This window comes from Mesorhizobium sp. L103C119B0, assembly GCF_000502235.1.
Classification (GTDB): domain Bacteria; phylum Pseudomonadota; class Alphaproteobacteria; order Rhizobiales; family Rhizobiaceae; genus Mesorhizobium.
The window spans coordinates 543,908-569,159 of the sequence record NZ_AYXE01000001.1 but is presented as its reverse complement, the minus strand read 5'-3'; the positions used below and the strand labels follow the sequence as shown (position 1 = coordinate 569,159).

Below are 25,252 nucleotides of genomic sequence, written 5' to 3'. Positions count from 1 at the left end.
CAAGGTTGAACGCATCGAGAGCCTGGCGAGAGACGGGCACAAGGTTCTGATGGTTGGCGACGGGCTCAACGACACGCCGGCGCTGAGCGCCGCGCATGTCTCGATCGCACCCGCCACCGCCGCCGACATTGGCCGCAATGCAGCCGACTTCGTTTTTCTGCGCGAAAGCCTCTTGGCGATCCCGCTGGCGCTGGACGTGTCGCGCAAGGCGGGAAGCCTGATCCGACAGAACATAACAATTGCGATCGTTTACAATGCTGTGGCCGTGCCGATCGCCATTCTGGGTCATGTTACGCCTCTCATCGCGGCGGTCGCGATGTCTGCCTCGTCAATGCTTGTGATTGGAAACGCAATGCGTCTGCAAGGCTTCGCAACGGGTGTGTCGTCCGAAACAGCGCGGCAGGGCAGGCCCGCGCGGGCCGGCGCCTTGGCCCGATCTTCATGACGACGCTCGCCTATCTCATTCCGGTGGCGTTGTTCCTTGGCGCACTCGGCCTGTCCGGCTTCCTGTGGGCGTTGAGAAGCGGCCAGTACGATGATCTCGATGGCGCTGCGGAGCGCATTCTAATCGACCGCGACGACGGCGCGGAGAATCCTCCTCGTTCCAAGTGACTCAGATCAACGCGCCGCGGGTCGGGATGTCCTATCGTCGTCCGACGAAAGATCAGGAGGGTGAGGATGCAAGCCGAATCCATAATGACAAAGCCAGTCATCACGACGAATGCGAACGCGACGATCGCGCAAGCGGTCGAGCTCATGCTTTCAAACAAGGTCAGCTGCCTGCCGGTAGCAGACAGCGACGGCACCCTGATTGGTATTGTAAGCAAAAGCGACTTCTTGCGCCGAGAAGAACTTGGGACCCAGCGTGTGCGTCCGCGCTGGCTGGAGTTTGATCTTGGCCCGGGCACAGTCGCCAATGACTATGCGCGCTCGAACGGACGGATCATCCATCAGGTGATGACCACACCCGTCATCTCGGCGCCTCCTAGCGCCTCGATTGCAGATATTGTCGACCTGATGATGCAACATCGCATCAACAATCTTCCGATTGTCGATCGGGACAGGGTCATCGGCATCATCACGCGAACTGATTTGCTGCTTGTCCTGATCCGCGCCATGCCGAAACAGGGAACCACGCCACCCGATGACGACCTGATCCGCAAGGCTATCCTTGCCGAACTGCAGTCACAAACCTGGAGCGGTGGTGACTTGATCGATGTGAGGGTCAGCGACGGCCTTGTCGAACTGAAGGGGGCGATTGTCGACGAGCGTCAGCGGAAGGCAGCGATCGTTGCGGCTGAGAAGGTTGCCGGCGTCGGGCAAGTCAAGGACGGCCTCCTCCTCAGTACGGATCCGTTCGGTGAAGGTTTCATAGCTGCGGAAAAGGCGGGGACGCGGAGCAGAGTCCCTTTGGTTCTGCTCCCTTCCCACATCACTTGGACATGAGGCTGTCGGCGAGTTCCTTCGGCGTCTAGCGCCCGTCATGGGCGGAGAGCACGCTATCGGCAGCAAGATGCCCGTCCTGACGGAATGCGATGGCCGCTGCCTGTTTTGGTGGGGCTTGGACCGGCGCTTCCTGTGGATATGAAGAGCGGCCAATACGAAGATCTCGACGGCTCCGCCCAGCGGATCCTTATCGATCGGGAAGAGCCGCGAGGCTGAACCGGTTGGCGGCGCCCAACGACCGTGCGGATGCTGGTCGTCAGTCGACCGAGTCTTTGCTGGATTGCCTCGTCATGATGATATCGGCGCGCGTGCGAAGAACGGATCAGCCACAATACGTTGCCGAACCTTTGGCCAGTAGGGGCCCGCGATTGGGAAGCCGACCATTCAGAATGCCTAGACATGCAAACGTTTTCACGGCAATCGACCACTCGACCGTGAACCCGCCGTTGCCGGGTTATCGAGCCTGGTTGATCCAGATCAGCGTTATCTCTTCGTCGGCGTGGTTTCATTGACCAGGCTTCCAACGGAGAACGCATGTCTATCGACGATGGGGAGATGAGCGGCAAACCGTGGGTGATTGCGATGCTTCAAGAGCGCTTCGTATCGCAGATAGCCGCTATGGCGGCACGCTGATGGCCGGCTCTGTCGACACATTCGACATCATTGTCGTCGGAGCTGGGCCGGTCGGACTTGCCTTCGCAGCATCGCTCGCCCTGAGCCGACTCAAGGTGGCAGTGGTTGAACGGCAGTCGATCGACAGCCTGGCGAATCCGGCTTTCGACGGTCGCGAGATCGCGCTGACGCACGCATCGGTGAGAATCCTTCGCGAGCTCGGCGCCTGGGACGCCATGCCCGCATCTGACAAATCACCGCTTCATGGCGCGCGCGTGCTCAACGGATCGAGCCCTTTCGCCCTGTGCTTCGATACTCGCAGCGGATCTGGGGAACCACTCGGATTTCTGGTCCCAAATTGTCGGATCCGCGATGCCCTGTTCAAAATTGTCTACTTCCAGGATCATGCCCGGCTGCTGTGCGGCAACTCGGTCGTGAATGCAACAACCAGCGACGACGAGGCGGTCATAACGCTTTCTGATGGCAGGCAATTGGCCGCTCGGCTGCTCGTAGCAGCGGATTCGCGTTTGTCCGCGATGCGCGACCTGCTCGGCATTGGCGCCAACATCCATCCGCTTGGCCACTCCATGCTGATTTGCCGAGTGAGGCACGAGCGCTTCCATCACCAGATCGCGGTCGAATGGTTCGACCACCATCAGACCATAGCGATGTTGCCGCTCATGGAAGGCGTGTCGTCGCTGCTTCTGACTTTGCGCTCAATCGAGGCCGATAGACTGTCTGTTCTCGATGACGAATTGTTCCTCATGGAATTGATGAACCGGTGTCGAGGACGCCTCGGGCAGATGACCCTGGCAAGCACCCGCCATGCCTATCCGCTGGTCACGACCTGGGCGCACAAGTTCTCGGCACCGAGTGCGGCACTTATAGGAGACGCTGCCATCGGCATGCACCCGGTGACCGCGCATGGCTTCAACATCGGCCTCAGCGGCCAGAAGCAACTCGCTCATAAAATACTGACAGCATGTCGCGCCCGCCGCGACATTGCCGATCCCGACATGCTCGGCAGATACGAAAGCCGGCTGCGGCTGTCGGCGGCGCCGCTCTATCATGCCACCAACATGCTTGTCGGTCTTTACTCAAGCGAGCACCCGGCGGCACGGCTTGCAAGACATGCTGGGCTCCGCTTTGCCCAACATCTTCCCTTTGTCCGCCATGGCATTTCGGCCATGCTCAGGCGGTGAATCGCACAGAGCGCTACCGCTCTGGAGCGCTGTCTCGGCGCGGCTTCTTTGTCTTGCTGGCTCGCAGCGTCGCGGGCAAGGCTGCTTCCTGGTGACGTTGCCGATCATGGCATGATTCGGATCAAGGCACGCGCGCGGGCGAAACCTTGATGATTCGGCAATGCTAAGCCAAAGGTGTGACCCGAAGCATGGTGAGCGCACTGGTTACCCTCGCTGGGTAGTTAACCCGTCCTTCAGTGGGCTTGCATAGGTTTGGTCCTCGCGAACAATGACGGAAGCAAGCTGGTCCATTCATGGCACCCCTAAAGAAAGAAGAATCGCTGGAGGCCAAAATCCGTCAGGATCAGCTTGCTGACCTGAGGGCCGGGCTCTTCGTGTCGATGCCGATAAGCGCGATCCTGTCAGGCCTGATTTGCGGGGTGCAGGCCCTTTCTGGCGGCGGCTTTGCCGCTGCAAGCTGGTTCCTGGTCGTCAATGCGCTAAATGCCGCCCGGCTTGCACTCGCCCGTTTTCAGCTAAAGGAAACGGGGCGCCATCAGGATTTGCTTGGCGTTTTGCCGCGCCTTCGCATGTTTGGCGTCCTTGCCCTTCTGGCAGGGTTTGCCTGGTCCTTCCCGGCCGTGCTGACTGTTGGATACACAACACCTCAAGCACCGATGCATCTGGTCATACTGGCGGGCATTTCAGCTGGTGCGGTTACATATGGCAGTTCGTATGCCGCGGCGGCGACCAGCTTCATCACACCTCCACTCCTCATCACGGTGGCGTGCCTTTTGGCGAAAGGCAATTTTGAACGCTACATTCTGGCTTTCACCGTTCTGCTCTTCATGGGCGGCTTGGTCCGAGCTTCGTTTGTTGGGCAGGCGCGCTTCCGCGAAGCAAGCCGCCTGAGACATGAGGCAGAGCGACTTGCGTCGGAAATGGAGCGCAACTCCAGGGAGGACCATTTGACCGCCCTTCTCAACAGGCGGGGCCTTGAACACGCCATCGGTCGGTTCAAGACCGCGGATGGCCCCTTCGTGGCAATGCTGATTGATCTGGACGGCTTTAAATCTGTCAACGACACCTACGGTCACAGGACCGGTGATGAACTGCTTGTCATGATCGCCCGCCGCATAGAGCAGGAAGCACCGGAAGGCTCAACGCTAGCTCGTATCGGCGGCGATGAATTCGTGCTGGTTTTTCCCTCAACGAGAGCTTCGCTTTCTGCCAGTGATCTCGCCTCCAATATCATAGCCAAAATTGCTCGCCCCTATGTCGGGGTCGCGTCCGTGCGCGTCGGGGCATCGATAGGGATATACTTGGCGCAGACGTCGAGCCTGACTGAAATGCTGTTGCGGGCCGATATCGCCCTTTATACGGCCAAGCGCCATGGCAGGAACGAATTTTGCCTGTTCGATGCCGAACTCGACCGGGAACTCCAACGCCGCCAGTCCATCGAACGGGACCTTCATTCGGCGATAAAGACGGGAAGATTGCAACCTTGGTTCCAGCCGATCGTGAAACTCGACACCGAGGCCGTGGTCGGTTTTGAAGCCTTGCTGAGATGGTCCCATCCGACACATGGTGCCATCTCTCCACCCGAAATCATCACAGCCGCACGCGAAACCGGAATGCTTCAGCTGCTGACGCAAACCGTATTCGCCGACTGTTGTGCTTTTATCGACGGCTTGGTGAAAGCTGACTGTCGTAACATTCGTGTGGCGATGAATGTTTCCCCGCGCGAACTGGAAGCCGGCGATATCGACGACATGGTTCTGGATGGTCTGGCCGCAAGAGGCCTGCCTGCGACGATGTTCGAAATCGAGATTACCGAAGAATCGCCGGTGGATCCGGACAGAGTGGATGAAAAGCTCGGACGGCTTTCGCATGCCGGTATTTCCATCGCGCTCGACGACTTCGGCACCGGCTTTTCTACCTTGGCATCTCTCAAGGACCGTCGGATACGCAAGGTGAAAATAGACCAAGGCTTCATTCGCGGCTTGGCCAAGTCCCGAGAGGACCGACTGCTTGTCAAATCCGTCATCGAACTCGGTGACATGCTCGGGATCGAGGTCATGGCCGAGGGCGTCGAAACAGAGGCGGATCGGCAAACCCTGCACAAGCTTGGTTGCCGAACCGCCCAAGGCTTCCTCTTCTCCAAGGCTGTGCCTTTGATGCAAGCACTGGAAATGGCAGTCAAACAGTACGCGAACCAGTTGTGACCGCTCCCGCAGCGCCCGCTGTCGCGGCCGTGCGCTGCCGAATTTGGCTACAGAGACTTGCCTACTCGAAACACGTGGCATTGGGCGCTGTGCATCAGCCGGCGAACAGTTCCTTGTAGCCGGTCGTCACCATCCAGTTCGCACGGTCGATATGGCTGCGAAGAGCTTTGCGGGCGCGGACCGGGTCAATGGACGGGTCGATGCCGAGGATGCGCTCGGCCATCTCCTTTTCGCTGGCATTCTCGGCGCAGGCATCCAGGATCCGCAGGTAGATCGTGAAATGCTCCCTGTCGTAGCTCGTGAGGTTCTCCGACCAGGGGACTTCATCGCTCAAACTTGAGCTTCGAGTCTCATCTGTTCCCATTGGTCCATTCATGCCTGCGAACCTCGCCTGTGAGCGCAGGCAGTATATCCCAAAATGGGATAATCCGAAACCGGGATTAGTCGCTGATCCGGTCTTTACCCGACCGGTTCGCCTCCATGCCCAAATCCCTTCGATCGCCCCGCCACCAGCGGTTCCTGGCCCGGCTGGTTTTGCTGCGCAAGGCCAAAGGCCTGACCCAGAAGCAGCTGGCTGACAAGCTTGGTCGTCCCCAATCCTTCGTGGCCAAGTACGAGGGCGCAGAGCGGCGTCTCGATGTCATCGAGTTTCTCGACATAACTGCGGCCCTTGACGCTGATCCGTGCGAGATTCTCTCCAGCCTCCGGTCCTAGCGGGCGCGCCGCATCTATCATGATCACGGACAGGAATATTGAGTGGGACAACGCCTCAATTTGTTGAAAGGCGAGCGCTGGTTTTCGGAGGAAGCCGCGCGCACGGCGCCGATGCCTTTTGGTTCTCGACGTAACTGCGGCGCCTGACCATGTGCGAAAAAACTTGGCGGGCGCCCGCGCGCCTGACGACGCGCACCAGGTGCTCGTGAACCGAGCCCGCTTTTCTTCGGCAAGCTCAGGCGGTCTCGGCCATTCGGCTTCGCCCCTTGGCGTGGGCAGCCCTTCGGGCTGTGACGGCCGCCGCCCTTGCGGGCGGCGCGGTTTGTCTGTTGGCCTTTNTTCCCGGTGGCGCGGGGCGGGCGGCACTCCCTTCTAGACCCGCCGCGGCAGCCCGCAACCCTTCGCGTGCCGCTCAGGGTCCTCCTCTTCGTTCCGGTCCTTCGGATGCGGTCCGCCTACCACGGCGGGCCTTTCCGGTCGCGACTCGCCGCCCACCCCGCTTCCGGGGAAAGGCGCGGCGATTGGCGAGCGGAGGATAACACATGCGTGCAAACAGCAAGCGTACCACCAGCGGAGAGGCTGGCGCAGGCAAGGGCAGGCGCCCAGGCGCAAGCCTCTATCAGGAGATCACCGACCGCATCATTGCCGAGCTGGAGCGCGGCACCGTGCCATGGGTCAAGCCATGGGGCAGCGCAAAAGCAGGCCTCGGCCTGCCGAGGAATGCGTCCACGGGGCGCACCTATTCCGGCATCAATATCCTCATCCTGTGGGGCGCCGTCATCGAGCGCAGCTATCCCAGCCAGAATTGGCTGACCTTCCGGCAGGCGCTTGCCCTGGGCGGCAATGTCAGGAAGGGCGAGCGCGGCACGACGATCGTGCATGCCGACCGCTTTGTCCCAAAGAACGAGAAGGAGCGCGCACGCCACGAGGGCGATGCACCACAGGCCGTGCCTTTTCTGAAGCGCTTTACCGTCTTCAATGTCGCGCAATGCGACAATCTTCCGGAACACCTCCATGCCCCTGCCGAGCCGCTGCCACAGTGCGAGATCGTGCCGCAGGCCGAGACGCTCATTCTCGCCAGCGGTGCGGATTTCAGGGTCGGCGGCGATCGCGCTTTCTACATGCCGTGCAGCGACCACATTCAGGTGCCGCCGCAGCCAGCGTTCCATCAGCAGATCGACTATTACCGGACCTGCTTTCACGAGCTAGGCCACTGGACCGGCCACCCGACGCGGCTTGCTCGCGACCTCTCCGGCTCGTTCGGCTCCAAGGCCTACGCGCGTGAAGAATTGGTCGCCGAAATCACTGCCGCCTTCGTCTGCAGCAATCTCGGCATCGAGCCGACCGTGCGTCACGCCGATTACATCGGCTCATGGCTGAAGGTGCTGCGCGAGGACAACCGCGCTATATTCCGTGCCGCCAGGCTAGCTTCGAAGGCCGCTGATTTCCTGTTTGGCCTTCCGGCCGATGCGGAAGGCGAGGCGCAAGAAGGGATTGCGGCATGACGATGCGCGATCCTCAACTGACCGCGACCGAGCCGACGCCGCAAAGGAGCAGACGCTCATTCCCGGCGTCCAGCCGATCACCACGCGGGCAAACCCTCCTGATGGACGCGCCGATGTGTCCGCGCGCGGCGCAAAGCTGCTCGAGGTCGGTCTCTAATGGGGAGGCGGATCAGAGGAAGGTCCGGTGAACCTTTCTCCCGCCGGACGCAAGAAGTCAACGCGACCCGTTCTGACAAGGAGTCTTTCCATGATCCTGATCACCAATCCACTGCGCGCACGACTGCTCGCCCATGGCGCCGCCGGCGCCGACATCGACCATTTTCCCGTTGTGAAACTGTTTGATCCGACAGGTGCCGCGACCTCGCTTCTGAGCGAACTCGACGCCGATGGCGACACGCTGTTCGGTCTTTGCGATCTCGGCTTCGGCTTCCCCGAACTTGGCAGCGTCAGTCTGGCCGAGCTTGCATCCGTAAAAGGGCCGCTTGGCCTCGGCATAGAGCGCGACCTGCATTTCCAGGCGCGCTTTCCGATCTCCGTCCATGCCGAAGCCGCCCGCATTTTGCGGCCACGTCACCGAGGCCGAGCGACTGCTGCAGCAGGCAGCAGACGCCCTATCAAAGCCCCATTCCGAGCTTCCGCCCGACACGGCGGAACAGCAGCGCCGATAGGCGCAAAAACCGTCCCGCCGCGTCGGCCTTCGGCCTCCGCGNAGCGCCGATAGGCGCAAAACCCGTCCCGCCGCGTCGGCCTTCGGCCTCCGCGGCGGGACAACCCGGCAGGCGGCGCTATTTCGCCGCGAAATCGCTTGCCGACGAGCGCGGTGAAGGCGATCCCTTGCCCTGCGCCATCATGGAGGACGGTGACGACGCCGATGCGCTCGAAGCTTCCTGATCGAAAACCTCGCCCGCCTCGATCCTGACGAAGTATGGCAATGGGAGACGTTTCGCGGCTTGTCAGGCAAGGCCGCACCGTTCTCGACATCGCTGTGACCTTCGGCACCACTGATCTCAAGGTCAAACGCATTCTGGCGCTTGGCGACCTCTTGCCCAAAATCCGCGAAGCCTATCGGCGCGAGGAGATCGACACCGAGCCGGTGCGCCATCTCACCATGTCTTCCAAGGCGCAGCAGAAGGACTGGCTGGCACTCTGTGCCGATCCCGATCAATACGCGCCGCGTGGCTATCAATTGAAGCAATGGCTGTTCGGCGGCCAGTCGATTTCCACCAAGGTGGCACTGTTTGCCATCGAGGAGTATCCCGGCCTGATCACCTCGGACCTGTTCGGCGAGGACAGCTATTTCGCCGATGCGGACCTGTTCTGGCAAAAGCAGAACGAAGCGATTGCCACCAAACGCGACACCTATCTCAACGAGGGCTGGAGCGAGGTTGTGCGCTGGAACCGGGCCAGTATTTCCACGCATGGGACCACGAGAAGACCCCGAAGAAGAAGGGCGGCAAGATCGTCATCACTGTCTCGCATCGCGGCGAGGTCGAGTGTCACGAGGGCTGGCTGTCACGCAAGGAAGCCCGCCGCGCCCGCGAGGGCGGCGAGCAAGAAGAAACAGCCGCCAAGCTGCCGCGCCCCGAAGTCACCGGCCCGATGCACAACTATATCGATCTGCATCGCCATGCCGCCGTGCGCGCGGCCATGCTCGACCATCCCGCCGTGGCGCTGCGCCTCGTGGTGGCGCACGCCATCACCGGTTCGGGCCTGTGGCAGGTGCGGCCTGAGCCGCAGCGCGCAGCCAACGAGACGGTGACTGCCAGCCTTGCCGGCTGCAAGGCTGAAGCCGCATTCGGCAAAAAGCGGCGCGAGGTATTGGCCCTGCTCGGATCACCGGATGAGGATAGCTTGGTCGCCGGCGGCAATGGCGACGCCGTTGCTATCGCCGGCGTGTTCGCGCGCCTCTTGGCTCTCTGCGACGACGATGTCATGCGCGTTCTCACCCTTGTCATGGCCGAGACGCTTGCAGCCGGCAGCGCCGTCGTCGAGGCGCTCGGCAACCACCTGAACGTCGACATGGGCATATGGTGGCAACCGGACGATGCCTCTTCGACCTCTTGCGCGACAAGGAAATCGCCAATTCGATGCTGGCCGACGTCGGCGGCAAGCTGGTCGCGGACGGCAATGTCGCCGAGAAGGTCAAGACGCAAAAGAACATCATCCGCGACTTCCTGGCGGGCGAGAATGGCCGCCCCTGGGTCGAGACCTGGCTGCCGCGCTGGATGAAATTCCCGGCCGAAAGCTACACCAGCCGCAGCGGCTCCGCACCGCCGATCAGTGGACACAAGTGCAGCCGCTGTTCGTGCGCGAATAGTCGATCAGGGCCCGAGCGGCGGTTCTCTCGATTACCGCCGCTCAGGTCGCGCGCGCCGCTACGGGCCACGCCGGCTGCCGATTGGGCGTCTTGTCGAGCCAGTGCCGCGCGCGAGAAATTCCGACGCCAGTTCGCCCCATTTCGGCAGCCCCGCACCGCGCCGGGTTGCTTGCTGAGGCGCCAAAGGCCCATGGGGCCAATTGTCCGATCCGGTTGCCGACAGAGCCCGCGCAGCCGGCGCTCTGCATTGCGGCCGGCTTCTTGTGTCACCGATCGCGCCACCTGTCTCCATTGTGTCTCGGGGACCATTCCCTGCGGCTGGCTTGTCGACCTATGGGCGGATCAGGCCCGCCCGAAACCCTCGCCGGCAGCTTTTTTCCCCACCGCCTGCGGCGGCTTCCTCGCGCCGCTTCGCTTCAAAAAAGCTGCCCGCGCGGGTCCTCCGCTATCGCTGCGGCCGTCCCGGTTCCGGCGGTCCGGACGCGCCCATCACGGTCCGCCATCGCAGGGGAATGGTCCCTTGCGAGCACCAAGAGGAGACTGGAAATGACCGCGATCGGATACGTCACCAAACAGGAAAACGGCGGCTACAAGGGCCAGCTCAAGACGCTCAGCGTCCGCGCCGACATCGATATCGTGCCCAATCAGGCAAAGAGCGCCGACACCCATCCCGACTTCCGGGTGCTGACGCAAGGGGTCGAAGTGGGTGCGGGCTGGATCCGCACCGGCGAGACCTCCGGCAAGGACTATGTGAGCCTGTCGATTGCCGCCCCCGAGTTTGGCCCCCGCAAGCTCTACGCCAATCTCGGCCGCGCCGCCGGCCAGGATGACGACGACACTTACGCCATCATCTGGAACCCGGTCGACTAACCGGCCGATCCGGAAAGCCCCGCGCCGCCACCGGCGCGGGGTCCTCTCTCAGGACCCGTGAGGCCGCCGAAGGGGGCGGCGAAAACTCGCCTCCCACTCTTCGCCCGTCCCCAAAACGATCTCGCTCGCCGATCCTCGCCTTCGCTTGTCCGTAGCGAAACGAGGATCATCATGGACGACGAAAACGAACGCGCAGCCCGCGCCAAGAAGGGCAGTCCGTTTCTCAATACCGCGCAAGCCGCCTTCTATATCGGGCTGTCCCAGCGCACGCTGGAGAAGATGCGCCTCAAAGGCGGCGGCCCGCAATTCCGCAAGCACGGCCGCTATGTCCGCTATCACATCGACGAACTCGACGATTGGTCGAAGGGGCACGCGCAGGAGACCGGGCCCGAGGACGGCGGGCACGATTCCGGCTCGGCCGGCGAGGGAGGCCGCTCATGAGCCGGCGTCCCACCATCCATCTGATCGGCAGCCATCTGCGGCGCATTCGGGCGCGCAAGACGATCGCCATGGCCACGATGGGCCTTGCCCTGATCGGCTTCGCCGCCTTCGGCAAACCATCGCCCTGGCTGGTCTGGAACGCCTCGGCGAGTGCGCCGGTCGGCCTCTATCGCGTCGCGTCCGGATCGCCGGCTCTTGGTGATCTCGTACTCGTCCGCCCGCCAAAACCGGTCGTCGATCTGGCCGCCGAACGCTTCTATCTGCCCAGCAACGTGCCGCTGGTCAAGCACCTTGCCGCGCTGGCTGGCGAGCACGTCTGCGCCTTCGGCGACGCCATCATCATCGGCGGCGAGATTGTCGCGCGCCGGCTTGCAACCGACACGCAGCACCGTCCGCTGCCTTCGTGGAATGCCTGCCGAAAGCTCGCCGCTGCCGAGGTTTTCCTACTCGGCAGCGACAAAAATCGCTCGTTCGACAGCCGCTATTTCGGGCCGGTGCCGACCGAAAATATCATCGGGAGGCTCGTGCCGCTATGGACCGAGTGACCCTCCTGATGCTGGGCATGGTGTCTCTCGCACCATGCTCCTGTTCCGCGGCGACCAACACGAAGCCGGTCGTCATCTCCCATAGTCCGCAGCTTGCAAGATGGCAGCCCTTCGTAGCCGAAGCAAGCCGGCGTTTCAGCATTCCACAGACTTGGATTTATGCCGTCATGGATGCCGAAAGCCGGGGGCAGACAAGGCTCAATGGACGGCCGGTCACGTCGAGCGCCGGTGCCATTGGCCTGATGCAGGTGATGCCAGGCACCTACGAGGAGTTGCGCGCAGAGCTTGGCCTGGGAGCCGCCCCGCACGACCCTCGCGACAACATTCTGGCAGGCACTGCCTATCTGCGCGCCATGTATGACCGCTTCGGATTTCCAGGCCTGTTTGCAGCCTATAACGCCGGGCCGGAGCGCTACGAACAGCATTTGCAGCGTGGGCGGCCACTGCCCAGCGAGACGGTTTCGTATCTGGAAGAGGTCAAGGCGGCGGGCATTTCGGCCGCCGATATGGACGCGCTCACCGACAAATCCCGTTCCAAAAGCGCGCCGGGAATCCCTTCCGGGCAGTCGCTGTTTTTCCTCCGAAACGGTGTTTCCGTGACCGGCCCGAATGGCCACCTCCTGGTGCCGCTCGGATCGGAGCGAGCAAGGTCAGGCCGGCCGGATCGCAGGTGAGGGCAGCGGCTACCGCGGTTCGGGCGGGGGGCAGGGAGGCAGGTCCGCGGAAGGCAAGATAAAGGCATCGCCTCCTGAGGCGGCGAAGTGTTTGTCTGCACATCGTTTTCCCGGGAGGTTGCCTGCGGGTCCAGGAGGGTCTGGCGCGCAAGCCTCTGATTTTGCTGCTGGTTCATCGGAGGCCGCATGCAGGATGACGAATTCACGCCGAGGCTCGGCAAAATTGGCTCGCGCGGCTCGAAGGCGGGCAAACGCTACGCTGGCCAGGTCCAGGCCGCGGTCAACCGAGCAGGCGGCAGGAGCGGACGCGGCAGCCGCTTCATCGGAAGCCGGGTGGGGCGCGGCGGGGCTGCTGCCGCCGTTCTTAGAGCACGCGACCGCCACGCGGCGTTTCGGCAGCGGCGCGCAGTCGTCAAGGCACGCATCGTCAAGCTGGCCGGCAAGGGAGTCGACGGAGCTCGTGCGCACCTCCGCTACCTCCAGCGCGACGGCGTCACCCGGGAAGGCGAGCGTGGCGAGCTCTACGCTGCCGACAAAGACCACGCGGACGGCAGGGCCTTTCTCGATCGCGCGAACGGTGACCGTCATCAGTTCCGCTTCATCGTCGCCCCTGAAGACGGTATCGAGTATGATGACCTGAAGCTGCTCACCCGGCGCCTCATGGCGCAAATGGAAGAAGACCTCGGCACCAGGCTAGACTGGGTGGCCGTCGACCATTTCAACACCGGCCATCCTCACACCCACATCATCGTGCGCGGCAGGGACGATCACGGCGAAAACCTCGTCATCGCGCGGGACTACATCTCCTCTGGCCTGCGCGAGCGCGCAGCCGAACTGGTTAGCCTCGACCTTGGCCCGCGCACCGACCGCGAGATCGAGCAGCGCTTGCGCCAGGAGATGGAGCAGGAACGCTTCACCAGCATCGACCGGCAGCTGATGCGCATGCGCGACGAGGGGCATGTCTCACCAGCCAGCCGAGACACCTTTCGCCAGACGCTGCACCAGGGCCGCCTGCGCAAGCTCGAGCGGATGGGCCTCGCCGAGGAGATGCCTTCGGGTCGCTGGCGCCTGGAGGATGATCTCGAAGCCACGCTACGCCGCATCGGCGAGCGCGGCGACATTGTCAAGACCATCCATCGCGAGCTGACCGGCAAGGGGCTCGTCCGCAGTGCCGCCGACTATCTTATCCACGATCGATCCGACGGGTCGGCCCAAACCGTGGTCGGACGTGTCGTCGGGCGCGGGCTGGCCGACGAAATCACTGACCGCCATTACCTCGTCGTTGACGGCGTGGACGGCAAAAGCCACTATTTTGATATCGGCAAAGGCGAGGCCACCCAACCGACACCAGAAGGCTGCATAGTGCGGATCAGGCCGAGGGACACCGGGCCAAGAAAAGTCGACCGCACAATTGCCGGCATCGCCACGGTCAACGACGGGCGCTACAGCATCGATATCCATCTCAAGCATGACCCCTCGGCCACCGAACGCTTTGCCGAAACGCACGTGCGGCGACTGGAGGCGATCCGCCGTGCGACCGGTGGCGTCGAGCGCGAGCCGGACGGCACATGGACAGTCGCGCCCGACCATCTCAACCGCGTCGCGGATTACGAGCGTCAACGAGCGAGGGCCCAGCCTGTTGTCGTCGACAAGCTCTCATCAATGCCGCTGGAGAGCCAAGTAGGCTTTGACGGCGCCACCTGGATCGACCAGGAGCTGGTATCAGCCCACCCTGAGTCCTTGCGCGACTCTGGCTTCGGTCGAGAAGTACGTCAGGTCCAGGCCCGCCGACAGCAGTGGCTGATCGCGCAAGGTCTTGCCCATGATGCGCAGGATCGGGTCATCTATCGCGCCAACATGCTTTCAATGCTGCGCCAACGAGAGCTGAACCGTGTTGCCAGTCAGCTCTCGGACGAACTCGGGCTCTCGTATTCTGAAGCGCAGCATGGCAATCGAATAGACGGTACGCTGCGCCGCTGCGTCGAGCTCGCCGGCGGAAAATACGCTGTCATCGAGAAATCGCGCGAGTTCACGCTGGTGCCCTGGCGGCCGGTGCTTGAGCATCATATCGGCAAGGAGGTGTCTGGCGTGGTGCGCGCCGAGGGGATTTCCTGGACGATCGGACGGCAGAGGAGCGGGCCTGGCGTTTCGTGAACTGGCTACAATTTATTTGTTCACTTTGAAACAGGTACTCAGCCCAGACGGAGTTCCTCCGCCTGCTGCTTGCTCGCAGCATTCATTTGGCGGAGAGTCAGTGTTCTGCATTTTGTAGTTCGCTCTGTCAAAAAGCGCTGGGAATATGCATCATGTTCTGCGTTGACACGGAAGCCGGGCCGACAGGTGCCGCCCTGTGGTTGCGGATCGGCTCCCGATGGCTGCCAGCTAGAAAGGTGGGCTGACTCGTGATAGCGCAAGGGGCTATGGCGGCCGCGGTACGGCGAAGCGAGCTCTGGCATCGAGGATGAAGCCGCACTTCCCGATCTTATTCTACTCGCAGGACCGGCAGACGCGGCGGTCGCCCCTGCGGGTGCTGTTGGCCCTGGCGTGAACTGGCAGTCCGTCCCGCGGGGACTTTGTAACGGAGAAAAGTCGCTGCGATGGCCCGGGTGACGATGCGGTCAGCGACCATGCCAGACGAGATCGGCAGCTTTCTGCCGCGGCACGGCGCCGGAGCCATCAGGCCGCCGCGACATCGGGTCTGGCGCACCTTCGGATGTTGGCTGGCCGCGGTTTACTTCGAGCAGCGCCGGGTGGGTCATGCGGTGCCGCTACTGGGCACCGAGGCAGCTTTGGGCATGAGACCCGTTCAATCGCGCCGGCCACGTCGGTCATCGCGACATCTGGAGTCGAGGCCAGGTCAGACCGGGAAAAAAACCTGCTCGTCGCGCGGGAGCCCCGGGTTGCGCCGTCGATCCTTCCGCCCAACTCAGCGCCGCGCGACCAGCAATAGCCCCTTGCCCCGAAACTGACGCCAAGCCGACGGACCCGCTCTGCGCATACCGATGCCGTCCGCGCCGTCGTCGGCGGAAACCAGCGAGCCGTGGAGCTCACACAATCTGAGCCGCTGGTGACGATGTGCATCGCCTACTTCCATCCGCACTCCTATCGACGAACTCGCCCGCTGCCCGCGGTGATGCGAACCCGTGGATGAATATTTCGCCGAAGCCGCAGTGGGGGCTCAGCCTCGACGATTTTTTTGCCTTGCCCCGGCGGGCGGCGCAACCGAGCATCGAGACAAAAAACGGGAAAGGGAGGGCACCAGCCCGTTAGAGCCGTGGCCATGATGATGTGGGGACGATCTCCTGGAAGAAATGTGGAGATCGACGCTCTCCTGACGCGCTCATCGAAGATTTTAGGCCGCGCCGACGTGGCTGCTTGAGCGATAACACTCACTCCGGAGGCCCCAGTGCGGCTCCTTGGCCAAGCTGCTCGGCACGCCGTGAGTGTGCTTTCTTGTTTGGGGAAGGGAGACTTACGTCTACAACAATCTCGTTTCGATCACGATGGAGAGTCGGCGAGACAAGTGTTGCTGATGTTCATTGGCTCCGTAGCAACTGCTGCAGTCACAATGCAGCTTATGTTCCTATGCTGGAGAGTTGGCCATTCAACTCGCGTAGCTCGCTTTGTTGCGGTGGAGCTTGGTCAGAGCACACTGCTGCTTTACCTGCTTCAGGGCGCCGTGTTTCGCTTCATGAATCTAATAGGGTTCGGAGAGCTTTGGGATCTCCCGAGCAGAATCGGGTTCGCCACTTTGCTTGGTGCCGCGATCGTTGTCTCCGCTTGACAATTCGCAGGATTGCGCGTGACCACGGATGGTTGTCGCGCGACTACGCTTAATATGTGACGACGCTTGCGCCTTGTAGGCAATTGTTGCGGCCGCCCACGGCCGACATGAACGTGCTTGGCCGCACGTTTCTAAGTGAGGCGGAAAGAGGCGCGCGACCCCTCTCCCCAGCAACCCGCCTTGCGGATTCCTCCTCTGCCCGCTTCGCAGACGAGGATACCCTCCGCCCCCTTGCTATTCGTTGCCCGCCGCTATGCAAAGGATGGGCGACCTGAATCCGTGCTCAAGCCGATCTGGCGGCAGAGGGGGCGGGCTGAACATGGGACCCGTGATTGACATAATTGCCGCGCGAATTCTCATGCTCGCCTAACCGGCCGGAACGATTTGCAATCCGGGCAGGCTCGACAAATCAAGGAGTAGCTCGTTCCGTGTCCAAGCCCAGACAAGTCTTGGTTATCTCACGGGCGCGATACAAAAGGCACAGGCTGGACTTGGCTGCCGGGGGCGGGGCTTGTCGACCGCTCGATTGAAAGTGAGATGCGAGGCGGAGAATCACCCATGTGCAGAGCGGCAAGGCGCTCGCCTACCTCCCTGTCATTCACCGTCAGCCGATGGTTTAGACGAAGATAGTCCGTCCATGTCGGCGTGCGGAATGTCTCGGTCCAAAGCGTCGACTTCTGAAGGTCGCGCTGGAGGGTCCAGTCCCGCGCACCGGCGCGGCTCTGAACGCGCCGCCTTTCGCGCATGCAGCTCAGAAATTCATCGATACTCTCCTCGGGTATCGAGTACTCCACCTTGATCACGATCGGACCGCTCCTGGGTTTCAAAGGGAGGGCCAGTTCTGGTGGCCTGAAGTCGACGGCCGCTTGATCCGATTCCTCCCATAGCCGCACTGGCAATAGCTTTCCCACAGCCGCGACCAGCAACAGTGCCGCTGCAGCACCTTCCAAAGCCCACGTCAGCGAATAGTACTGCGCGACAGCACCCCAGATCCAGCTGCCCGCTGCCATGCCGCCGTAGGTCAGGGCGTAATAGATGGACAGGGTCCGACCAACGACCCACCTTGGGCTTGCCAACTGCACACACACGTCGGTTCCGGTCCAGGTGACAACCCAGCCAGCGCCACCGATTGCAAGCGCGATCGCCGCCACAGCCACCGACGATGTGAGGGCCATCAAAAGGCAACACGTTGCGCAAGCAACGGATGCGAGCGTGATCAATCGGTTCTGGGACGTAATGCGTCTCAAGTAGCTGCTGCCAATGCCGGCTATGAAGGCGCCTGTGCCGAAGCCAGCCAATAGCACCCCGTAAACAATTGGCCCTCCCGCCAGCTGGTCGCGAACCAGGAGGGGGAGCAGAGCAAGGATCGAGATGCTTGACAGCCCGAATAGGGTTGCACGCACAATCGCCACTCTGATCTCTGAGGATATTGCCGTGAATCGCATGCCATCATGAATGGCCGTAGTCATCCGCTCGCGCGGAAGAGGCGAAAAGCGAACTTGCCACTTTGAGCGCAGAACAGCGCTCAACGGGACCAAGTCACTCAGCGCAGCGAGGGCGAAAGCCGTAAGGGGGCCTAGCAAAGCTAAGATTACACCGCCCAGCGCCGGTCCTATGCTCCGAACCACGTTGTAGCCCACCGACATCAGCGTCACTGCGGCGGGTATGTCGCGCTTTTCCAGGATATCGCCTACCGACGCGTGCCATGCTGGATCGTTCAAGGCAAAGCCGCATCCGGCCAAGAAACTCAGTCCCAGGATCAGCCATGGACTAACAAAGCCCAGTCCCACAGCGAGTGCCAGCGCCGTGGATGCCAGTGCGATAAGGCAGTGTCCGGCAAGCATCACGCCGCGGCGGCTGAAGCTGTCTGCAATGGCTCCAGCAAGGATCGACAAGAAGAACGCGGGCAGTGTCGATGCAGCCTGTACGAGCGCAACCATTAGATCGGAGGCTGAAATCGTCGCCATGAGCCAGCTTATAGCCACGCTCTGCACCAGCCAGCCAAGGCTGGATATCTGCGTGGCTGTCCAGATAGAACGAAAGACCGGGTTGTGAAGAGGGATCAGTGTGTTTGCCGCAAAGCGCGGAGGATCTTGACGCCGCATCACTTCTCTCCTCCACTGGGTGTCGTTCGTCCGCTCATTTGCTTACAGCGGTGCGCTCTGTGCACAGACTGCGTCACAACGAAGTTCCGAAATCGCGCTCGCAACAAGGACAATGTGACATCCATGGTGCTGATGCGCCTTGAGGTACCAACCTGGCCGTTAGCTGATGGGTCCCGCAGCCAGCTGGGTGCGGTCAGTTCTGCCCTGCGACTCTTGGCTTTGGACGGTGCTAGCGCCCCGATGGCCGGCTTGTCAAACTGCCGTAGTGCCAGCACATCCATCCCATCTGTTGACCGCGATCTCCGACGAGGTCGAGCAGCAGTAGGTCAACGGCAAATCTGGGTATTTCCGCTATCCGGTCGAGCGCGTGGCCATCGTCCGGAAACCCGAAGACGTTCATCACCCAGGCGACCACCACGCCCGAGACAATGCGACACGGCGGTAGCGGTTCACCAGAGGACGTGCGTTCTACTCAGCAGGAACATTGTTCTGCCGATCGTCGGCTGCGCCAGCCGTCACGTAAAGCGGCGCCAGAGTTCTTGCACCCGTCATTGGACTCCCGCTTTGCAGGTTTCGCCTAGGGCCTGCATCAGGTCATCTATAATGTCCTGAGGATGTTCAAGCCCTACAGAAATTCGCAGCAATCCGCCTGGCGCTTTGGACTTCGCACCTTCAACGGATGCGCGATGCTCTATCAGAGAATGCGTCCCGCCAAGGCTTGTCGCCCGGACAACAATCTTCAGGCGGCCGGCCACGGCCATTGCAGCATCGGCTCCGCCCTCGACGATAAAGGATAGCATCGCTCCGTAATGGCTCATTTGCCGCGTAGCAAGATCGTGTCCCGGATCAGTTTGCAAACCAGGAAAGAGCACTTTTTCGACGCGCGGATGAGACGCCAGGGCCTCGGCCACTTTCTGGGCGCCTTCGCAATGGGCGCGCATGCGGACCGGCAATGTCTGCAGGCCCCGCAACGCCAGCCAACAGTCGAAGGGCGCTGCGACGCTGCCCTTGTGTTTCTGGACCATCCGCAATGGGCGACCGAGGGGTGACGCGTTTGGGACAATGACGACACCGGCCATCAAATCCGAGTGGCCGCCAATGTACTTTGTCGCCGAGTGCATCACCGCGTCTGCCCCGATTTCGAGTGGCAGTTGAAGCACTGGGGTGGCCCACGTATTGTCCACCACCGCCAAGGCGTCTGCCTCGTGCGCGATTGCGCAGATGGCCGCAATGTCGACAACGCGGATCATCGGGTTTGACGGCGTCTCGACCCAGACGAGGCCAGTCCGCTTCGATGTCACCGCGGCGCGCAAAGCGTCCAAATCGCGCATGTCGACGGGGGCAAAGTCGAAGCGAGACCCAATGTCGGTCTCTTCGATCAGCGAACGAATGCCGAAATACATGTCATCCGGCAGAACGATCCGACCCGCCGACGGATGGCTCTCGAAAACTGCAGCGATTGCGGCCATGCCCGAAGCGAAGGCGATGCCGTCTCCCCCTCCCTCAAGCGTCGCCATGGCCGCCTCGAACGCATTGCGTGTCGGATTTCCATCCCTTGTGTATTCGAAGCCGGACGGAAATGACCCGTTGGCGCCTCGTTCGAACGTCGTGCTGGTGTGCAGCGGCATGGATACGGCCCCCGTGGACGCGTCGACACCTCGGCCGCAGTGGATCGCCTTCGTCTCAAAACGCATCGGTTATTCCTTCCTAACGGGCAGTTGCAATTTCGTGCCGGTCATTATACTGACCGCAATACGTGAGCCGAGGACCCAAGTCAATATAATGACCAATGTTACGGAAGCGTTTGATGCCGAGCAAGCGCTTGGGCAAGCGATAGCAGCCCGGATCCGAGACTTGAGGCGTGACCAAAGCCTGACCCTGGATCGCCTGGCTAAACTAAGTGGCCTATCGAAGGGAACCGTGGTCGCGCTGGAGCAGGGTAGGGCGAACCCCAGTATCGGCATACTGTGTCGGCTGGCGGCGGCGTTTTCGCTCTCGGTGGCCGATTTGTTGAACGAGCACCCTTCCACGGTGCGCCTTCCCATCGAGCGGACAGAGACCAGGAGGCTTTGGACGAGCGCCAAGGGAAGCTCTGCGCAACTGCATTCGTCGACCTCGGGACGCACGATGTTCGAACTGTGGAGCTGGGTCATGATGCCGGGCGATGTGTTTTCCGCGGACGCTCATAGTCCGGATACGCGCGAGCTGATCTCGGTCAGTCAGGGTGCCCTGAGCGTTGTGGTAGGTACCCACGTGGAAATTTTAAGCGAAGGCGAGAGTGCGCGGCTTGTCACTGACCAACCTCACTCATATGCGGCGGCATCTGATGTGCCCGCCCACTTCACGATGGCGGTGCTTGAGCGTGGTGGACACCGAAATCCGGGGCACTCGTCGACGGCAGCGAAGATTCAGGGGCACGTTCCGTAAGGCCCCGCCGATTACTAACAACCGCACATTCGCGACAGGAGATAAACCGTTGTACGTTCCGCCTCATTTTGCCGTCCCTGATCAGAACGCCCTGTTTGACCTTATCGAGAGACACCCGCTGGGTATCCTCGTCACCCAAAGCAAAGGCACGCTGGACGCGAACCACCTCCCTTTCGAGCTTGACCGCTCGAAGGGAGACAAGGGCGTTCTCAATTGCCATGTCGCTCGCAAGAACCCAGTCTGGGAGGAAGTCGCCAATGGCGATGAGGTTCTCGTAATCTTCCGTGAGGCCGACGCTTACATCTCGCCGAACTGGTATCCGAGCAAGCATGAATTCCACAAGCAGGTGCCGACCTGGAACTATCTCGTCGTCCATGCCCACGGACGCATCACTGTCCGGGATGATGAGCGGTATGTGCGCCGCAACGTGGCGAAGCTCACTCACATGCAAGAAGCCTCGCAGCCGGTCCCATGGAAGATGGGCGACGCGCCGAAGGACTTCATCGACACGATGGTCAGGGCAATCGTCGCCTTGGAGATCGAGATCACCGGCCTGGTTGGAAAATCAAAACTCAGCCAGAACAAAGAGTTGCGCGACATTCAGAACCCTGGCGAAATGCTGCGTGCCCAAGGGGCCATTGCGATGGGAGAAGCGATGCTCGCGGCTGCGGCGGTCAAATCCCAATAGCATGTGTCTTGTCCCGACAAAGCCGCTGGTGCCGGCTTCCCGACGGGTCACCTAGTCCGCCTTGACGCACGGCAATAGCGTTTGACGGCCTGAAGCGACGCTGTGGTCACCCTTGTGATGCTTTTCCACGCGCCTGGTCAGGCGACAGGATTGCTCCGTCGTGAGGACAGGCGGGAGTTTGCAGGTTGCGGTGGGCGGGTTCGTTTCCGGCGCCTGCGCCCCGTCGTATGTCGCGAGTTGAGGAATGCGATCGAGGGCGATGTGCAGGATGCGCTGCGGGAACGTCGTCGGCTGGCACAGACGGACTTCCGATTTCACCTCGACCACCCGCGCAGCGGTTTTTAATGAGGCGCAAACGCACGCGTGTCGAATTGGGCGATTTCCCTTGGGCGCCGAGCTCGACCATGCGCGATGATGCGCTCGACGCAGCTCCAGCTGGCGGCGCCTTCAACGAACTCCTTGAACCTGCAGACCTTGCCCGAAAGCACTTGCTCTTACGGGAGATGATTGGCTTTGTCGCCGAAGCGACTGATGGAGATGTTGGTGGGCGCCGCCGCGTAGGCGACGACCCCGTAATCACAGCGGGAGCTCGCAGGCGGGGTCGACAAACACCCTTGATTGGCCGAGCTTGAGGTGCATCTCTATCAGGCTGATTGCTTATTGGGCTGGTCCAGCGTTTGATCGGACCCATGATCCATCCGACCAGCTTGTGAGGGATGCAACCGAACCAGGCGCTGCTCCCACAGTCTTCGCAGGCCCTCCATTAGAGCTGCATGCCTGGCCTGATCCGGCTCAATCATATTGAGGTGATCTCGCAACACGGCTTCGCCCTCGATCCGCATCAGTAGATTAAACAAGTCGTTTGAAATTCGCACACTGTCAATGCTGGAGTGGTTCGGAATAATCTCGCAGACAGTCTCCTGATGATCTCGCGCTGTGTAAGCACGGGTTTGATGGAGGGAGACTGAGGGAGGCAATGAAATCGCAAGCGCAGTCCAATCCTGCAGCGTTGCAGCCCGTTTTTTTACCAGGAAGGGCCCGACCACAAGTCCATCCAGCTCTGTCGTCAAAAATGTGGCAATCGCGTCTGCAACCGTATCCACGATCGGTTCAGCATTGTTGTTAAAGGACGTATTGAGCAGAATTGGAGTGCCTGTCCGCTTCTTGAAGGCATTGATGACCTCCCAGTAAGCTGGGTTGGCATCGCGCGATACTGTTTGCAGCCGAGCCGTACCGTCGACGTGCGTAATGGCACCCAACAAGGCGCGCTTTGAGTCACGCACGCGAACGACGAAATTCATGAATGGAAATTCGTGCTTACCGTCCGGGAGGTCGAAAAATTCGCTCGCATCCTCTTCCAGCACAGATGGTGCGAAAGGCCTATAGCCTTCGCGCTTCTTGACCATGGCATTGATCCGGTCCTTGTTTGCAGCGGGCCGAGGGTCGGCAAGAATGCTGCGGTTGCCCAGCGCACGTGGCCCAAACTCCGAACGACCCTGCACCCAGCCGATCACGGCGCCGTTGGTGATCCAGTGGGCTGCACTGCTCGCTACGTCATAAGAGCGTTCAACCTCGAGATGTCCGGACCATGCATTCAGTTCCTGTTCCACGGCGCGGTCGCTCCCGAGATCAGGACCCCAATAGACCTCCTGCAGTCGCTCACGCGGCGCGGGGCGGCCCATCTCGTTAGAGACTATCAGCGCAGCTCCCAATGCGCAGCCAGCGTCGTGAGACGCGGGTTGCACGAAGATGTCTTCGAAAAGCCCTGAATACAGCAGCTTGCCGTTCATCGTGCAGTTGTGGGCTACCCCTCCCGCCAGACACAACCGCTTCATGCCGGTGGCCTCACGGTGGTGCCGGAGAATGTGGAACACGATCCGCTCAAGCGCTTCCTGCAGTGACGCACTCACATCTCGATGCTGCTGGGTGAAAGGCATTCCCTTTCGCCTGATCTCGATGTTGCGGAGCAACGCCGGACCGATGCGGTCGAGGTGAACACGGTAGCCACCGTTGGCGGAGAGCTCGTACAACTGCTCGAAGAGCTCGCGATAGGGAGCGGGGTCGCCATAGGGCGCGAGTCCCATTACCTTATACTCGTCGAACATGCCGTAGCCGAGACAGCGGATCGTCTCGAGATAAAACAGCCCAAGAGAATTGTCCTCCGGGAAAGCCTCGATTTGCGTAATTTCTGTGCCAGACCCTACCGCCACAAGGCCCGACAGGAAATCACCACAGCCATCAATCGCTAGAATGAGACTTTGTTCGAAGCCCGACATTGCAAAGGCGCTCACGGCGTGCGCCTGATGATGCCCTACGAATGAAATACGCGAACTGTCCAACTTAGTGCCGAACTCACGCGCTAACAGGTTCTGCACCAACATTTTAGCATCCAACGGAGTGGAGAGAATGTCCGGTTGGGAAGCGGACATACCTTCAAGCATGGCGTTGGCATAGGGCTCGCTGGCGTAGACCGCGACACGATCAATGTCGCTGAGCTGAACCCCGGCCGTCGAGAGACAGTATTGAATCGAACCACTTGGCAGCTTGTTCGAGTGCTTGATTCGATTGAGGCGTTCCTCTTCTACGGCGGCTATCACCTTTCCGTCTCGGACGAGCACCGCGGCGCCATCGTGCATAAAGGCGTTCGGACGCTCGAATCGGTTTTCATGGACTTGGTCAAGTCCGCCGCTGATTCCTAGACACAGCATTTCTTTCTCCAAATAGTAACGGGAAGCCAAATTGGCTTACCTCGACTGTTCCAACTAAATAGGCCGTGTTGTCGCCTGCAGCTGCGACCGCCCGTCAGGCATCAGCGGCATCGAAGAAAGCCCCATAAACGATCAATGAGATGCTTCGACTGTGACGCCTACAGTGCCATCACGCCGAGAGCTTGGCTGGATCATCCAATCCTGAGCGGCTGCTGACATGTATCCGGCGATGTTGTTTTCATCGGCAGAACCAACTTGCGATGCCGCCTGTTCTTGGGAAGGGCGGCCGTCGACGAATAACAGTACCGCCCCCGTGAACTGGCCCGATTTCATTCTCCGAAGCGACCATGGTCGCACCGCGCGACATTGTCGGCCAGTTGCAACTCACTTTCTCGGCACGACCTCCACTGCACGTCAGGGCGCATCGAAGATTTTCTCCTTTGGATTATACCTAAGGCAGCTTTCGTCACGCGTTAGAGCAGCGTGTGATTGGTGCGTGAGGCTCTTTTTTGTCCATGCACGATTCCGGAAGAGTGATGAAATCGATTGTTTTGATCAAAGTCATCCACGCTATGAATAACAGCCGCAGCACATGCGTTTTCAAAGCGCTTCAGGCTTCCCGGATGGCTACTCCGATCTGAAGCGCATGGCATTCCAAGCGCTCTGTCAACCAAACGATGAGTATCGGCGTCGACCCTCATTGCCTTCGTCTTCGCGACTCCGTGACAGCGGCTGGCATTGTGTTTGTAGGGCATCGGGCGAAGATCATGTCGATCGGCCATCTCGCCTGCCTATTGACAAACCCTTGAACAATGATCCACGCACCAGCGCGATTGTGATCACGAGCGCCTCTGAGCTCTGGAGGTTCGGTTTTCTGAGGGTTCCTGGGTCTCCGAAGCGATGGAGGTAGCTAGCTGTGAGCTTTCCATAGGTTGTGCTCTTCATGGAGTGGAGCATTTGCGTCTCGAAAGCGGTTCTTCAGTGGAACCGGCGCCAAGGCCCGTCTGTGG

The 25,252-nt window shown here is 61.0% G+C and carries 21 protein-coding genes and 2 pseudogenes; 18 read left to right on the top strand and 5 right to left on the bottom strand.

Annotated elements, in window-relative coordinates:
• From X728_RS0133990 to X728_RS163620, 6 genes are all read left to right on the top strand, one after another.
• Positions 1-445 (top strand): HAD-IC family P-type ATPase (locus X728_RS0133990; RefSeq protein ID WP_031194668.1); only part of this gene is annotated, 445 nt, incomplete at its 5' end.
• Entirely contained in the window at positions 442-612 is a 171-nt protein-coding gene (ccoS, locus tag X728_RS163605; RefSeq protein WP_023697810.1) for a cbb3-type cytochrome oxidase assembly protein CcoS, read from the top strand. The genes X728_RS0133990 and ccoS (X728_RS163605), both read left to right, overlap by 4 nt.
• Positions 613-678: 66 nt before the next feature.
• Positions 679-1,446, top strand: coding sequence for a CBS domain-containing protein (locus tag X728_RS163610; protein ID WP_023830481.1), 768 nt, complete (start codon positions 679-681; stop codon positions 1,444-1,446).
• A gap of 84 nt (positions 1,447-1,530) precedes the next feature.
• Positions 1,531-1,662 carry a cbb3-type cytochrome oxidase assembly protein CcoS gene (gene ccoS, locus X728_RS1000000172185; protein ID WP_081732297.1) on the top strand — a complete coding sequence of 44 codons (132 nt, stop codon included), beginning with the start codon at positions 1,531-1,533 and terminating at the stop codon, positions 1,660-1,662.
• 416 nt (positions 1,663-2,078) lie between these two features.
• Entirely contained in the window at positions 2,079-3,260 is a 1,182-nt protein-coding gene (gene ubiM / locus X728_RS163615; protein ID WP_023746201.1) for a 5-demethoxyubiquinol-8 5-hydroxylase UbiM, read from the top strand.
• Between the two features lie 293 nt (positions 3,261-3,553).
• Entirely contained in the window at positions 3,554-5,464 is a 1,911-nt protein-coding gene (locus X728_RS163620) for a bifunctional diguanylate cyclase/phosphodiesterase (RefSeq protein ID WP_023746202.1), read from the top strand.
• A gap of 94 nt (positions 5,465-5,558) precedes the next feature.
• On the opposite strand, the gene X728_RS163625 is transcribed toward X728_RS163620, so the two are convergent.
• Entirely contained in the window at positions 5,559-5,840 is a 282-nt protein-coding gene (locus tag X728_RS163625) for a DUF2285 domain-containing protein (protein WP_081731646.1), read from the bottom strand.
• A 104-nt stretch (positions 5,841-5,944) separates the two neighbouring features.
• On the opposite strand from X728_RS163625, the gene X728_RS1000000168250 reads away from it, so the two are divergent.
• The 4 genes and pseudogenes from X728_RS1000000168250 to X728_RS1000000171280 all read left to right on the top strand — a co-directional run bounded on the left by X728_RS1000000168250 (position 5,945) and on the right by X728_RS1000000171280 (position 9,442).
• Positions 5,945-6,178, top strand: a complete 234-nt coding sequence (locus X728_RS1000000168250) for a helix-turn-helix transcriptional regulator (protein WP_023708050.1) — start codon at positions 5,945-5,947, stop codon at positions 6,176-6,178.
• A 542-nt stretch (positions 6,179-6,720) separates the two neighbouring features.
• Complete coding sequence (locus X728_RS163635; protein ID WP_023830480.1) at positions 6,721-7,683, top strand: zincin-like metallopeptidase domain-containing protein; 963 nt, start codon at positions 6,721-6,723, stop codon at positions 7,681-7,683.
• A gap of 247 nt (positions 7,684-7,930) precedes the next feature.
• A pseudogene (locus X728_RS01000000166130) lies at positions 7,931-8,351 on the top strand (DUF2958 domain-containing protein).
• 263 nt (positions 8,352-8,614) lie between these two features.
• Entirely contained in the window at positions 8,615-9,442 is an 828-nt protein-coding gene (locus X728_RS1000000171280) for a hypothetical protein (RefSeq protein ID WP_023830479.1), read from the top strand.
• A gap of 74 nt (positions 9,443-9,516) precedes the next feature.
• On the opposite strand, the gene X728_RS1000000171275 is transcribed toward X728_RS1000000171280, so the two are convergent.
• A complete protein-coding gene (locus tag X728_RS1000000171275; protein ID WP_023830478.1) occupies positions 9,517-9,720 on the bottom strand; it encodes a hypothetical protein in 204 nt (67 codons plus the stop codon).
• 826 nt (positions 9,721-10,546) lie between these two features.
• Here X728_RS1000000171275 and X728_RS163640 point away from each other — a divergent pair.
• The 6 genes and pseudogenes from X728_RS163640 to X728_RS1000000172180 all read left to right on the top strand — a co-directional run.
• Positions 10,547-10,870, top strand: a complete 324-nt coding sequence (locus X728_RS163640) for a DUF736 domain-containing protein (RefSeq protein WP_023672372.1) — start codon at positions 10,547-10,549, stop codon at positions 10,868-10,870.
• A gap of 171 nt (positions 10,871-11,041) precedes the next feature.
• A complete protein-coding gene (locus X728_RS163645) occupies positions 11,042-11,311 on the top strand; it encodes a helix-turn-helix domain-containing protein (RefSeq protein WP_023672373.1) in 270 nt (89 codons plus the stop codon).
• Complete coding sequence (locus tag X728_RS163650) at positions 11,308-11,856, top strand: S26 family signal peptidase (RefSeq protein ID WP_023711845.1); 549 nt, start codon at positions 11,308-11,310, stop codon at positions 11,854-11,856. Before X728_RS163645 ends, X728_RS163650 begins: the two co-directional genes overlap by 4 nt.
• Positions 11,844-12,530: a lytic transglycosylase domain-containing protein gene (locus X728_RS163655; RefSeq protein WP_023704126.1), complete on the top strand. Its 687-nt coding sequence runs from the start codon at positions 11,844-11,846 to the stop codon at positions 12,528-12,530. Before X728_RS163650 ends, X728_RS163655 begins: the two co-directional genes overlap by 13 nt.
• Positions 12,531-12,716: 186 nt before the next feature.
• Positions 12,717-14,684: a relaxase/mobilization nuclease RlxS gene (gene rlxS / locus X728_RS163660; RefSeq protein WP_023711844.1), complete on the top strand. Its 1,968-nt coding sequence runs from the start codon at positions 12,717-12,719 to the stop codon at positions 14,682-14,684.
• 1,289 nt (positions 14,685-15,973) lie between these two features.
• Positions 15,974-16,367 (top strand): annotated as a pseudogene (locus tag X728_RS1000000172180) (nodulation factor fucose acetyltransferase NolL); the annotation flags it as partial.
• A 405-nt stretch (positions 16,368-16,772) separates the two neighbouring features.
• Here X728_RS1000000172180 and X728_RS163670 read toward each other — a convergent pair.
• Both X728_RS163670 and X728_RS163675 read right to left on the bottom strand, forming a co-directional pair.
• Positions 16,773-18,419, bottom strand: a complete 1,647-nt coding sequence (locus X728_RS163670) for an MFS transporter (protein ID WP_023704122.1) — start codon at positions 18,417-18,419, stop codon at positions 16,773-16,775.
• A gap of 548 nt (positions 18,420-18,967) precedes the next feature.
• Positions 18,968-20,113: a PLP-dependent aspartate aminotransferase family protein gene (locus X728_RS163675; protein ID WP_023685532.1), complete on the bottom strand. Its 1,146-nt coding sequence runs from the start codon at positions 20,111-20,113 to the stop codon at positions 18,968-18,970.
• 88 nt (positions 20,114-20,201) lie between these two features.
• On the opposite strand from X728_RS163675, the gene X728_RS163680 reads away from it, so the two are divergent.
• Together X728_RS163680 and X728_RS163685 are read left to right on the top strand one after the other, a co-directional pair.
• Positions 20,202-20,846 (top strand): XRE family transcriptional regulator, encoded by a 645-nt coding sequence (locus X728_RS163680; RefSeq protein ID WP_023709150.1) that lies wholly within the window; start codon positions 20,202-20,204, stop codon positions 20,844-20,846.
• Positions 20,847-20,895: 49 nt separating this feature from the next.
• The gene (locus X728_RS163685) at positions 20,896-21,534 is read left to right on the top strand and encodes an FMN-binding negative transcriptional regulator (protein WP_023672382.1); all 639 of its coding nucleotides are present in this window, start codon (positions 20,896-20,898) and stop codon (positions 21,532-21,534) included.
• A gap of 644 nt (positions 21,535-22,178) precedes the next feature.
• Here the strand turns inward: X728_RS163685 and X728_RS163695 are convergent.
• A complete protein-coding gene (locus X728_RS163695) occupies positions 22,179-24,242 on the bottom strand; it encodes a carbamoyltransferase (RefSeq protein WP_023708043.1) in 2,064 nt (687 codons plus the stop codon).
• Between the last annotated feature and the right edge of the window lie 1,010 nt (positions 24,243-25,252).

Coding starts and splice junctions, on each gene's coding strand:
- ccoS (WP_023697810.1), top strand. CDS start 442: ATGACGACGCTCGCCTATCTCATTCCGGTGGCGTTGTTCCTTGGCGCA.
- X728_RS163610 (WP_023830481.1), top strand. CDS start 679: ATGCAAGCCGAATCCATAATGACAAAGCCAGTCATCACGACGAATGCG.
- ccoS (WP_081732297.1), top strand. CDS start 1,531: ATGCGATGGCCGCTGCCTGTTTTGGTGGGGCTTGGACCGGCGCTTCCT.
- ubiM (WP_023746201.1), top strand. CDS start 2,079: ATGGCCGGCTCTGTCGACACATTCGACATCATTGTCGTCGGAGCTGGG.
- X728_RS163620 (WP_023746202.1), top strand. CDS start 3,554: ATGGCACCCCTAAAGAAAGAAGAATCGCTGGAGGCCAAAATCCGTCAG.
- X728_RS163625 (WP_081731646.1), bottom strand. CDS start 5,840: ATGAATGGACCAATGGGAACAGATGAGACTCGAAGCTCAAGTTTGAGC.
- X728_RS1000000168250 (WP_023708050.1), top strand. CDS start 5,945: ATGCCCAAATCCCTTCGATCGCCCCGCCACCAGCGGTTCCTGGCCCGG.
- X728_RS163635 (WP_023830480.1), top strand. CDS start 6,721: ATGCGTGCAAACAGCAAGCGTACCACCAGCGGAGAGGCTGGCGCAGGC.
- X728_RS1000000171280 (WP_023830479.1), top strand. CDS start 8,615: ATGGGAGACGTTTCGCGGCTTGTCAGGCAAGGCCGCACCGTTCTCGAC.
- X728_RS163640 (WP_023672372.1), top strand. CDS start 10,547: ATGACCGCGATCGGATACGTCACCAAACAGGAAAACGGCGGCTACAAG.
- X728_RS163645 (WP_023672373.1), top strand. CDS start 11,042: ATGGACGACGAAAACGAACGCGCAGCCCGCGCCAAGAAGGGCAGTCCG.
- X728_RS163650 (WP_023711845.1), top strand. CDS start 11,308: ATGAGCCGGCGTCCCACCATCCATCTGATCGGCAGCCATCTGCGGCGC.
- X728_RS163655 (WP_023704126.1), top strand. CDS start 11,844: ATGGACCGAGTGACCCTCCTGATGCTGGGCATGGTGTCTCTCGCACCA.
- rlxS (WP_023711844.1), top strand. CDS start 12,717: ATGCAGGATGACGAATTCACGCCGAGGCTCGGCAAAATTGGCTCGCGC.
- X728_RS163670 (WP_023704122.1), bottom strand. CDS start 18,419: ATGCGGCGTCAAGATCCTCCGCGCTTTGCGGCAAACACACTGATCCCT.
- X728_RS163675 (WP_023685532.1), bottom strand. CDS start 20,113: ATGCGTTTTGAGACGAAGGCGATCCACTGCGGCCGAGGTGTCGACGCG.
- X728_RS163680 (WP_023709150.1), top strand. CDS start 20,202: ATGACCAATGTTACGGAAGCGTTTGATGCCGAGCAAGCGCTTGGGCAA.
- X728_RS163695 (WP_023708043.1), bottom strand. CDS start 24,242: ATGCTGTGTCTAGGAATCAGCGGCGGACTTGACCAAGTCCATGAAAAC.